At 66.4% G+C, this 11,716-nt stretch carries 6 protein-coding genes; 1 reads left to right on the top strand and 5 read right to left on the bottom strand.

Annotation, left to right across the window (positions count from 1 at the left end; translation table 11 throughout):
• Positions 1–112: 112 nt before the first annotated feature.
• Complete coding sequence (locus FM113_RS05890) at positions 113–1,036, bottom strand: LysR family transcriptional regulator (RefSeq protein ID WP_087012471.1); 924 nt, start codon at positions 1,034–1,036, stop codon at positions 113–115.
• A 78-nt stretch (positions 1,037–1,114) separates the two neighbouring features.
• On the opposite strand from FM113_RS05890, the gene FM113_RS05885 reads away from it, so the two are divergent.
• A complete protein-coding gene (locus FM113_RS05885) occupies positions 1,115–1,801 on the top strand; it encodes a CoA pyrophosphatase (RefSeq protein WP_087012469.1) in 687 nt (228 codons plus the stop codon).
• A 47-nt stretch (positions 1,802–1,848) separates the two neighbouring features.
• Here FM113_RS05885 and FM113_RS05880 read toward each other — a convergent pair whose 3' ends face one another.
• The 4 genes from FM113_RS05880 to FM113_RS05865 form a co-directional block, all read right to left on the bottom strand.
• Entirely contained in the window at positions 1,849–4,455 is a 2,607-nt protein-coding gene (locus tag FM113_RS05880) for a LuxR C-terminal-related transcriptional regulator (protein WP_176387092.1), read from the bottom strand.
• A gap of 103 nt (positions 4,456–4,558) precedes the next feature.
• Positions 4,559–5,521: a class C sortase gene (locus tag FM113_RS05875; RefSeq protein WP_254908893.1), complete on the bottom strand. Its 963-nt coding sequence runs from the start codon at positions 5,519–5,521 to the stop codon at positions 4,559–4,561.
• A gap of 21 nt (positions 5,522–5,542) precedes the next feature.
• Complete coding sequence (locus FM113_RS05870) at positions 5,543–7,084, bottom strand: SpaH/EbpB family LPXTG-anchored major pilin (RefSeq protein WP_087012465.1); 1,542 nt, start codon at positions 7,082–7,084, stop codon at positions 5,543–5,545.
• Between the two features lie 49 nt (positions 7,085–7,133).
• Positions 7,134–11,570, bottom strand: coding sequence for a choice-of-anchor A family protein (locus FM113_RS05865; protein ID WP_087012463.1), 4,437 nt, complete (start codon positions 11,568–11,570; stop codon positions 7,134–7,136).
• Positions 11,571–11,716: the final 146 nt, after the last annotated feature.

Here is an 11,716-nt window from a genome sequence, read left to right as displayed (position 1 = left end):
CCGCCTTCGAGAACTCCTGTGTTCCGGTGTGGGACCTATAGTGCTCGGACGGTTCGGACTCTTCCAATTACGGTTTCAACTCACCCCTATAGAGCGCCTCGATAACAGTTGATCAATTGGGGTTTGCAGCAAAGACTGAGCGGGCGATACGGGAAAAGGCCCGCGCCCGGCGAGTCTGTAGCGTCCCTTCCATCGCCCCGAGAACGATCTCAAGCCGCGGGGGTCCACCCTGAATTCTCCGCGCCTCTACTGTGCCCCCGGAGTAGGTGTGCGTCAGCCCAAAGCCCTGATGCAAGATCGTGTATCCGTGTTCAGCGCCGACAAAGGACCGAACGGACTCGAAGCTGTCGAGTCGGTATCGGATGTTCGGCGCAATGCCGGCCCACTCGAACAGCCCGAGGTAGTATTCGCGGGTGTGCGGCAGATCGAGCATGACGTATGGCTCATCCTGGAGTTCCCGCATGTGAATCTCTCCCCGCTCAACAGCGAGCCGATGGTTGGCTGGCAGCAACGCGTAGGGACTGATCCGGTCGAGAACCGTGGTCTGTATCCGACGGTCCAGGTCGAGCCTGTACATAATAACCACGTCGCACCGCCCGTCCAACAGCATCCGCTGGAGCGTTGATTGGTTCCCATCGACGAAGCTGAGGGTTACCCGGGGGTGCAGCTGTCCAAACTCCTGCAGGATGCGGGGAATCCGAAACGGGGCCATAGGAGAAAAGACCCCCACCACAAGCTCTCCGGTGAGATCTCGCTGCGTACTCTCAACGTTCTCCGCCACCAGCTCTGCCGCACGGGTGAGCTGTTCTGCGTCGCCCATGAGGGCTCGGCCCACACCGGTGAGTCGCAGCCGGTTCTGTTCGGTCCGAACAAAGAGTTTCGCACCCAGCGCACGTTCCAACTGCTTCATCGCTGATGAGAGGGTGGGCTGCGTGACGCTCAGGATCTCGGCGGCGAGCGTCATGCTCTCGACTTTGGCGACCGCGAGAAAATATTGAATCTGCACAAGCGTGAACGCGTGCGGTTTCGTAGACATGAACTCTCCTTTGAGCCGTCGGTCGCCCTGTCTTGCAGTGTGGTGCTAACCTACCCGGCGCCCGCTAGGCTGGCGCCTATGGACCGGTCAGTCGCGGAGGCACAGCGCGAGCTGCGTGCGCTCATGGGGGGCGACCTGCGACTGCAGTTCCCGCCTCAGGGTGCGCTGGCAGACACCCCGCTGCGCCGATCCGCGGTGCTCATCCTATTTGGAGCGCTGGATCGGATGCCCGCGGTCGGCGGGGCCACGAGTGTGCCACCGGAGCTCGATGTTCTGCTCACACGGCGCGCGGATCGGATGCGGCACCATGCCGGCCAGATCGCGTTCCCCGGTGGCGGTGTCGAGGACGGCGACGCTGATGCCGCGGCGACCGCACTCCGTGAGGCTCACGAGGAGACCGGACTGGACCCCGCGGGTGTCGAGGTGCTCGGGTCATTGCCCGAAATCCACATCCCGGTGAGCAACAACCTGGTGACCCCGGTTGTCGGTTGGTGGCGGCTCCCGAGCGCCGTAGCGGCGGATCATTCCGAATCTGTGGAGGTGTTCCGCACTCCGGTCGCCGAGCTCCTGAGCCCCCTGGCCCGCGGCACGTCAGTGCTCACACGGTCGGGTTTCAGCCACCGCGGTGCCGCGTTCAAGCTCGGCCCTCAGTTCGGCGCACACACAGTGTGGGGCTTCACGGGAATCCTGCTCGCCACGATCTTTGACGAACTCGGCTGGGCCGAGCCGTGGAACGCGAATCGCGAATTTCCGGTCATCCCGTAACCGCTCGCGTCGCAGGCCCGCGACCCGAAACCCGAAACCCGCGGAGTTCAGGACACGGGCGCCGGATCGACGAGCCCGATCTCGCGGGCACGCGTCGCTGCCGCTTCACGCCCCTGCACGCGCAGTTTGCGGTACACGCTTCGGAGGTGGAACTTCACTGTGTGAGGGGTGACGAACAGCGTTTCCGCAATCGCGGGGAGCGAGGCTGAGGACTCCGCGACAGCCTCGAGGATCCGGAGTTCGGCATCGGTGAGGGCGGGATAGGGGGTGCATCTGTTCGATAGGGGCAACGCCTCGACCACGGTGAGAAGTGCGGCGGCCTGCGGGTGCTGGGAATGTATGGCGAGCTCGCGCAGACTGTCGAACGGAACAAGTTCCAGTCCGCTGTAGCTGCCGTGTTTCGCCATCGCCTCGGCCGCCGCTTCGAAGTCAGTCAAGGCGGCCCGCGAATCCCCCAGCGCCCAGTGAGCGGACGCGCGCACCAGCCGCGCCGCGATCCGCAGCCACGTGCTGACCCGACCACTGAGCAGCGCTGAACTGAGGGTGAGTGCCGTCTCGGTGTCCCCGTGGAGCAATGCGAGCCGCGCGCGGCCAAGGACACCGTCGGGAAGCCGCTCGGGGAGTGCCGCCAGGCGGCTTTCGGATTCGCGGTAGTTTCCGTGGGTCGCCAGTACCTGTGCGGCGTAAGCTTCCAGGACGTGCTGCGGATCGTTCCGATGCGGGTAGAAGCGCTCAGCACTCCGGATCCGGGCGTCCAGCCCCGCAATTGCGGCGAGGTTGCCATCCCGGCCGCGTGCGACCTCCGCTTCGCCGAGCGCAAGGTACGGCCACTCGATCAGTGTCGCGTGCGGATGCGTCACGGTGGCAAGGATCTCAGGCAGTGCGACGCGGTCCCCGACCTCCGCCGCGATGAGTAACTGGGCGACCGTGACGTTGAGACTGCCTCGCGCGCTGTGCCCCTCGGGCAGCAATTCCGTGAGCTCGTCCGCCGCGGCAAGCACGCTGCGGGCTCGGGTGATTTCGCCGTTGATCGCTGCGACCACAGCGATCCCGGTGTAGGCCCGGTACTGCTTCGCCTCTGCATCGAGCAGCTCGGCCCACTCGGCGGCGCGTTGGAAGCATCGGGCCGCGAGCCGGAGGTCTCCGGAAGTCTGCCCGGTCTCCGCAATTGTCGAGAAGATGAACGGGGTGGCAAGGTGCAGCGGGGTGAAGCTCACCCCCGATGCGTTCGCTGCGTAGCCGGCAACGAGTTCACGCTCGAGTTCTCGGGCAAGTTCGAGCGCGCACACGTCATCATCGAGCCGTTCCACGGCCACGAGTATGGCGCGCATCGGGAAGTACCGTTCCGGCTCCGCCGGGTCCGCGTACTGGGCGACGGCCAGGCGAAGCGCCGCACGCATTTCTGCGGCCTCGTCCACTGTGCAGTTTGCGCTCCAGATTTCGGAGAGCAGGAATGCGCCGAGGAGAAATGGGTGCTCCGCCAGGTCTTCGAGCGGAACACCGTGCAGTGGCTCGAAGACCTGCCCAGTTGCCCCGATGCGTTCCGGGAAGACTGTCGACAGGGCCCGGCTCGCGTCCGTGTACTCCCGCAGTGCGAGGAGCGCTCGGATGCCCTGCTCGGGCTCGTCGTGGCTGAGCTCAATCGCGTGCTGGTGCTGGAGCTGCCGGGTCTCGGTTGCGCCGAGCTCGCGCCGGGCACGACGTCGCAGCGCGGTGGCGAAGCCCGGGTGGCAGCGGAGCCGAGCGCCGCCCGGATACCAGTGCAGTGTCCCCAGTCCGAGTTCGCAGATGCGGTCCACGATCGACGCCGTTTCGGCGTAGGCCAGCCCGATCGTTTCGCTCAGCAGTTCGATACTGGCGCGATCGCACACGGCAGTGACGTAGAGCGCTCGCTGCCCGAGCGCAGACAGCGAGCGCTCGGTATAGTCGGTCACGAATCGTTCGCTGATCGCATCGAGATCGTCCACAGTCGCGCCGTCGGAAATCGCCTTTAGCAAGAGGCGCACCGCATAGGGCCACCCTCCCGCACCCACGTGGATGCGATCCGCTACCGCTGCACTCGCAATCCCGAGCCGGCGTCCGAGGTCCCGCGAATCGTCGGCGGTGAACGCGAAGTGATCGCCGCGCAGCACCTGAACGATGCTGCGCGCGGCAACCAGCGGGCCATCAAGCGCGGCGAATCGGCGAGAAAGCACGGTGAGGTGCAGCTGGGCGCTCAATTCCGGGAGCTCAGCAAGCTCCAGGTCGAGCGCCGACCGCGTGAGGCGCTGATAATCGTCGATGACAAGCATCGTTGGCCCGGTGAGGCGCGTCACGGCGCGGTGCGCCGCGGTGCGTTCTTGCGCGACAACGATCCGAGCCGCGCTACCCAGCGCTGAGCCGCGCTCCTCGCACACTTCTTCGCCGGTGAGCGCCTCGCGCACTGCTCGCCAGAGATCCCCCGGCCCACTGCCGGCTTCGGACACTCGCACCCAGCACACGCGCATGTGCGCAAGATCAGCGCTTCTGACCCACTGGCTCGCGAGCACGGTCTTCCCCATCCCCGCGGGCCCGGAAAACAGCGTGATCGGGGCGATCCCGTGAGGAAACAATCGCTCACGCTCAATCGCAGTGAAACGCTGTTGCGGGATCGCGGTGCCGGGTTGCGGGGGCACGAGACTTATCGCCGCCGCCCCAGCCGGTAGCAATGTTTCCCCTGTGTGTTCGCTTGCCATAGACCATCCCCCGAAGTCTCGGCCTTCAGGATAACCCACAGCGTTATTCGGAGACGAACCCTCGCTGAGCGGCATCGGCTACAGGCGTTACCGCACGTGCCGCAATTCGGCGCCGCTGCCGAGCTCGGTGCTGGAGCGTGAGCGCCCCGGCGGTCGCCCCGGCACCGCCAATCAGCACCAGGATCCACCAGGGGAAACCGGCGCTCAGTTCGTCGCTGTGCAGAGCACCCGAGTCAGCATCAGGCCCTGGAACCCGTTCACCCCGAACGAGGAGGCGGTGGCTATTCACACCGATCGGCGAGCAAGTGATCAGCGTCACGACGTCCTTCCCCGCTTCAATGCGGAGAGACTCGGTGTTGTCGGGAAGCACGTTGCGCACCGAACGCACCTCGTAGTAGTGCTTCTCCCCGAGCACTTCGACGGAGAAGCTATCCCCCACCCGCGCGCCAGCCACCAGCGGGGTGAACAGTCGTGCGTTGGCGAGCCCCGAGTGCGCTGTGAGCACCGAGTGTGTGGAGGGCCCGCCCACGGGCAGCGAAGACCCGTACAGATGGCCAGCACCCTTTGAGATCACCTCATCCGACGTCCCGTGCGAGAGCGGCAGGGTAATGCCAAGCGACGGGTAGCTGACCGCACCGATCACACCGCGGTCGCTGACTCGGAGAATCTGCTCGTAGGCAGAATACGCCTCGTCTTCTTCCTCGGGCGCGACCGGAGCGCTGGAGTACGGGTCGCGGAGGAGACCCTGGGGCATGTGTGCGTTATACGCATCGGCCAACTGGAGTTCCTCTGCCCGGATGGCCGGGTCGATCTCGGTGACATCCTGGCGGTAGCCGGTGATCTCCGAGTTGTGGTTGCGGGACGAAAACCAGTCCGCGGCAACCGGGTAGAGCAGGATCGCGATACCGATCGTGATCACCAGGACCACGATCACGGCGTCGCCGCGCCCACGCTTCCGACCGCTCACTGGAGCGGCAGGAGGCGCGGGCGCGGTCGACGTCGTCACGAAAGGAACCGAGGATCGCGCTTACGCGGCGCGATCCGCCTTCCGGCGACGCAGCATCATCGCGATGCCACCACCGATGACAAGCAGACCGGCGATGGTGAACATCCAGGTGCCAGCAGCACCGGTGAGCGGCAGCTCAAATCCGGCGTTCTTCGGGGCGTTCTCGACGGTCAATGCCTCGACAGCGGTGCCACCTGCGGTGACAGTCGTGCGGATCGGCTCGGCGAGCAGCTCGTAGCCCTTCGGTGCCTCGACCTCGACGATCCAGTAGTACCGGTAGTTGTCCTTTTCGGCGATCTCCGCACCGTTCACGAAGTCGCTAACGTGCAGGCCGGAGATCCGAACCGTGCCATCGGCAGCAGTCTCGAAGGTGTTCTCGCCATTGATCACAATCGGCTTCGCCGCAGCAGTACCGGCCTGCTTCGCGTCGGCCTCGGAGGTGAACACCTGGAACTTTGCTCCGGCAAGCTTCGCGGCGGCGTCCTTCGTGGAGACCTTGCTGATCAGCACGTCGCCCCAACGGCTCTCAACCTCGGGAGTAACGACCGGGCCGCCCGGCTCGCCGGGCTTCACGTCGAACGAGTCCTTGTTGGGGAACACGACGGCGGTATTCGTGATCTTGCCGTCGCCGATGGTGCCGTCCGCAAGCGAGACGACCGTCGTGGTCAGGACCACGCGCACCTTTGCCTGGGGATCCGCGGCGGCGGTGCCGAGCTTCGCGAGGCCCGGGGCCTGGAAGTCGATCGTGACGGTGTTGCCGACGGTGTCGACAAAGTAGTCCTCGCCCTCGACGAGCGCGGGGCCCGCGGTGAGCGAGACCTCGGTCTTCGTGAGCGCCAGGCGCGCATCCAGCTCGTCAACCACGCGGTACCCGGTCGGTGCCGCGAAGCTCCCGTCGACGTTCGCCGTGCGCGGCAGATCGCCGGTGATGGTCCAGCTGATCGCGTCGCCGACCTTCGTCGCACCCTCGTCCTGGACCGACTTCTGGGCCTTCACTGTCGAGTTCTTCGGGTACACGTGCACGTCATAGATCCACGCGTCACGCGTGTCCGGATCCGTCAGCGGAACCGTCACGAGGAACGGCGCGGCCTTCGTCACGCCCGCGGGCGCCTGGGTCTCCTGCACGAGGTACATACCGAGCGGCAGGTTCGCGAACGTCGCGTCGCCCGTTGCATTCGTGGTCTGCGGCGGGAGCGGCGTGCCAAGCGCGACGGGGTTGCCCGCGGCGTCCTTCCCGGAGACGAGTCCGGTCGCCGGATCCAGCGCCAGCTGGCTCGCGGCCTGCCAGCCGGTGTTCTTCGTGAGATCAAGGCCCGCGATCGGGGTGACCGTGAAGGTCACATCCTTGATCGCCGTAAGCCCGGTCGTGTCTCGCGCCGCACCGGTGGACTCGTCACCCGCGGTCGCGGGCTGCTCAAACTTGTGGATGTTGATGCTGCCCGTGGCCCCGGCGTCCGGAAGGCTGTTGGGCGCTGCCTGAGCGGCGGATGCGCCGCCCAGTGCGAGCACGATGGCGGCCGTAGCCGCACCGATGCTGGCGAGAATGCCTCGCTGTCGATTCATGGGTGTTCCTTTCGTGAACGGTGAAACGTCGAAAATCTGTGAGGCGGTGTTAGGCCGCGGCCCGGGTGCGCAGTGAGCGCCGGATCCAGAGCCCCGCACCGAGCGCCAGGAGCGCGCCACCCGCGAGCAGCGTCAGCGGGGGGACCCCGCCGGCCATCGGGAGCGGCAGGAGCTTCGGGTCGTACACCTGCATAAGCCAGCCCGTCGGCATGACACACGCCGGCCCGCCGCCACTCGGCAGCTTCGTGGGCGCGTCGCAACGGGGCAGGAAGAAGTCGTCGACCCGGTCCCCCGCCGCACCGTTGAACGAGCGGTCTGCGGGGATGCCTGGTTGATAGATCCCGAGCTGCCCTTGGCCGAGCGGCTGCCCCGCTGGGACGGGCCCGACGTGGAACCGGATCGGCTCGGCGAGCAGCTGGTGCCCCTCCGCCGCTTTCGTCTCCACGAGGTAGTAGTCACCCTCGGGCAGGTTGCTTGCGTGCCAGGACCCAGCAGCCTGCCCGTCGGAAGCGTCGGTGTGCTTGAAGAACTCCGCGCACTCTGCGTTCTGAGCCACATCGCAGATCGCCTGCGTCGGGCCACCGTTCGGGGTGTCCCGGATCTCGAATTCGACACCCTGCAGGTTCCACTGCACCGAGCCGGGCTTGTTCGGGTCGGCCGCGGTCGAGTTCTTCTGGATGTGGAAGTACCCATCGCCCAGCTGGTGGCGGGTCTGACACCGCTCGTCTTGCGTCACGTCCGTGCCGAGCTCGCAGCTCAGCGGCGGCAGCGAAGTCGAGGTTCCCGCGACGAAGTTATCAAACAGCGCCATCGGGGCAGCGGGGACCTTTGCCCCGTCACGCTGCCACGGCTGCGTCGGATCGACCGGATCGGCCGGGTAGCCCACCTGCACGGCGTAGCTGACCTCGGCGCGCACGACGCCCTGCGGGATGTCAAACGCCTCGGTGTCAAGGGTCCACGAACCGCGTCGCGGATCCTCTGTAGCAACGCGGCCACTTGGATTCTGGTGCACCGGTGTGGTCACCACCTCGTACGGCAGCGAGTCGGGGCCGTCCTGGCCTGCGAAACCCGGGCGACCGGCAAGTGGCATGACATTGCCGTCTTGATCCACTTGTTCGCCGGCGGCGTTCAGGAACCGCACGCCCTGCACCTTGGGGACCACTCGCGGTGCTTCGGGGGCCCACGTGGCGACGCGCATCACCTCGGTGATGTCGTCAGAGAGGTGCACGCCCGCAAGTGGGGAACCCGAGAAATTCCGGATCGCGACGGTGTAGTACACGTTGCCGCCGGTGTGCAGCGAGGCATCGTTCGGTGGCTGCGCCGATTTCACGATGTCCCAGGCTGGGATCGGGTGTTCAGTGCACAGCACGTTCTCGCCGGGCTTCGGCGCGCACTCGGCCGGCGGGGTCTTGCCCGCGGGGGTCACGAAGTTGCGCAGCAGGTAGCCGTGCGGCTCGCCGTCGTTCGCCTGCGCCTGACGCGACTTCGTATTGGCATCAGCCGCGAGCACCGTCACGGTGTACGAGATCGTGCGCTTCGCCCCGGGCGGCACGGCACCCGTGATCGCGAGCTGGCTGTTCTCCGGAGTGAGTTTCCCCGTGATCCCCACGGGGCTGAGCGGGGCGGTTTGGCCGGTGACGCGGGCACCGTCGCCGTAGCGCAGGCTCTTCACATCCAGCGTCGCGTCGTCGAGCACGTCCGCGAGGTGGTCGACGTGCTTGACGCGCGCCTCACCGCGGCCGGTGTTCTCGAACGTCACCGTGTACGTGACCTGCTGCCCCGCCTGCACCGCGGTGCCGGATGCAGGGTTCGCAGTCTTGGTGATCGCGAGGTTGGGGTGCAGCGGGTCATTCGTAATCGTGCACAGCACCTCGGCACCGCTCGCGCCGGCCGACGTCGGGATCGTGACGTCCCACTCGTGGTTCTGCGCCGGTGTGACCGTGAGCGGCTTTTTCGAGCCGGCAGGATCCTGCACGCACACGAGCGCGCTCTGGTACATCTTGGCGGAGTCCGCGGCCGGGAAGGACTCGCGGATGCGGTACTTTGCGCCCGCCTCGACGGGCACGTTCTCGATCTTCTCGGCCTGGATGCCGGCCTTCGTCCCGGCTGTTAGGGCCTCGTTCAGCACAGTGCCGCCGCGGAGTAACTCGAGCTGGAACTGATCGGCGTTCTCGACGCGGTCGATCACGTTCTTTTGCAGGGTCAGCGTGGGCGGGGAGGCGCAGGAGGCGAGGTCGACGAGTGCGAAGTCAGAGTTTTGCTGAGGTGTTCCGATGGGCTTCAGCGTGCCCGGCTCGGCAATGGTCTGCGAGCTCCCTTGTTCCGCGACCATCTTGCCGCTGCCGAGGTACGCAAGGCCGTTGAACCCGCCCGTTTCATTCAGGGGGTTGCGCTGCGGGGTGCTGCTCGAGACTCGAACGCTTTTGCCGGTCTCCAGCTGTTTCGCCGTGAGGCTACCCACAACCGCTTGACCGGGGACCGCGGGCTGCCACCCACTTGCGCCCTTTGTGCTGCTGCTCAGCACAAAGTGCAGGTTGCCGTTCGTATCAAACGCGAAGTCGCCGTTCCCCCAATAGTCGGTCATCGCAACGGAAGTCTCAATCGTCGCCGTCAGCAGTTTGGTGGTTTCTGTCGTTCCCGATCCCGGAGTGCGGTAGACGTGCAGGGTGGCCTGCTTCTGACCCGTTGCAACGCTGTAGTAGCCGAAGTAGAAGTCACCGGACTTTGGTTCAACTGCACCGGCGACTACTGTCTTTCCACTGTCAATCGTCAGCTTCTTCGTTCCGACACGACTAACGTTCAGTTTTCCGTTCTGCACTTGCGTCGCACGGAATACCCGTACCTCTGAATCCTTGGATTTCTGCCCGGTGAACATGAAGTCATCAGGCGAGCTCATTCCCAGGGCGTTAGTGTTCCAGCCCTGCAACAGGCTGGACTGTCCGAGCAATACGTCAGCGTCATGCCGAGTGATCCGATTGGTGCCATTGTTGACGGTGTACCGGTGCAGCTTGATGTTCGTTCCCTGGCCCTGATCGAGGGCGTAGAACGTGTTCGCATCGCACGTTGCGGGAGCCTCCGGCTCGACCACGACGGGCGGCTCTGGGTCGACCGGATTCTCGCAGCCTGTCTCCGGGTCGCCGATGAAGGGGAACGCGTGGAACTCGGATCCCGCACCGTTGTGGGTGAGGTCGCCCGCGACCCAGTAGCGACCGTTTGCGCCCGCTGCCGTGACGGTGGTGGCGGATCCGGGTGTCGGCACGATCACCGAGCCGGGGAACTGCGCGCCAGCGACGGTGACCTTTGTGGCGGCCGGAAACGTCCACAGGATCTGCGAGGCTGCCTGCCCGAACCGGACGTCGCCCATACTGAGCTGCTGTTTGTTCGCCCAGACGCCCGAGATGTTGACCGTGGGGCTGGCACCAGTGACGGTGATCACGATGGGGTGGTTCGGCGCGATGTTTGCGCCCAGGTTCAGCGCCCAACCCTGTGTGCCCTGCAGACTCAGCAGGCTCGCATCGATCACGAACTGGTGCCGCGTGGCACCCGGAGCGCCCGTAAGCGTCAGGTAGCCGCCGGCCTCCGTGGTGACGGTTCCCTGCACACCGGTGTTCTGGTTACGCTCGACCGACTGGCGCAGCGCGGCGTGACCGCCGTCCGCCCAGTTGCTGAAGGCGGGGCGTCCGAGGGCGGCGTCCCGGCCGAGCGCGGTCTGCGTGGTGCTGCCGGTGTGCTGCAGAGCGATACTGCCCGAGCCCGAGACGGCGCCGCCGACACGCACGTGGACAGGCTTCGGAGCACCGGTCGCCGCGTCCACAGTGCCCGTGATGAGCTCGGCACCGGAACCGATGGAGACGTTTCCGCCCACGCGCAGCGCGGTGCCGCCCTCGGCGGGGATCAGACCTGATCCGGCACCGACCCAGCCGATGTTGTACTTCGACCCCGGCGCAAACGTTGCATTGCCGCGCACCACGAGCTGGCCCTCGAGCTCCGCACCCGCGGTGCGGGTGTAGTTGCCGCCCACATACACGCTGGCGTTGCCGTCAGCCGGCATGGGCTTGCTGGGGTTCGCGGGGTGCACGGTGCCGACGCCGCTGTTCGGCACGCACACGGGCGCGGCAGCGAACGGAGCCGCGGCGAGCGGAGCGGCTGCCGCCTGATCCGCCGGTGTCTCGGCTGCAGGAGCGTCAGGGTTGGTAGGGGCGGCTGGCAAGGCGTCAGAGTCCGCGGCGTCGACGGGTTCTTCTGCCGGCACAACGCTTTCGGCGTCACCGGAATGCTCTGGGGCGATCGCTTCATCAGCGCGATCCTCGGGCACCGCGGGACCCGGCTCAGGCGCAACTTCCGCGGCGACGTCCTCGGCAAACGCGGGCGTCAGCACCGTCAACGGCATGATCGCACCGGCGAGCACCGCAGCAGCGACACACATGCTCGCGAGACGGCGGCGCGGTGTGCGCAGCGCGCGGCGCAGCGTTGAACGGTTCTGCATGCTTCCCCCAACCGCGGCTTCCCGCGGCCTTCCCCCGTGTTGCGCGCCGGGGCGTCCCCGGCCACACTCCTACCCGTGCGCGCACGCCAAATCGGGCGTGCGGGCACGTCTGAGAGACGCACCCCCACGGGCGCGTCAATGCTCGC

This window comes from Leucobacter sp. 7(1) (assembly GCF_900163635.1).
Classification (GTDB): domain Bacteria; phylum Actinomycetota; class Actinomycetes; order Actinomycetales; family Microbacteriaceae; genus Leucobacter.
Note: the sequence above shows the minus strand (reverse complement) of the source record. Positions and strands in the feature narration are given on the sequence as shown.

Coding starts and splice junctions, on each gene's coding strand:
- FM113_RS05885 (WP_087012469.1), top strand. CDS start 1,115: ATGGACCGGTCAGTCGCGGAGGCACAGCGCGAGCTGCGTGCGCTCATG.
- FM113_RS05865 (WP_087012463.1), bottom strand. CDS start 11,570: ATGCAGAACCGTTCAACGCTGCGCCGCGCGCTGCGCACACCGCGCCGC.
- FM113_RS05870 (WP_087012465.1), bottom strand. CDS start 7,084: ATGAATCGACAGCGAGGCATTCTCGCCAGCATCGGTGCGGCTACGGCC.
- FM113_RS05890 (WP_087012471.1), bottom strand. CDS start 1,036: ATGTCTACGAAACCGCACGCGTTCACGCTTGTGCAGATTCAATATTTT.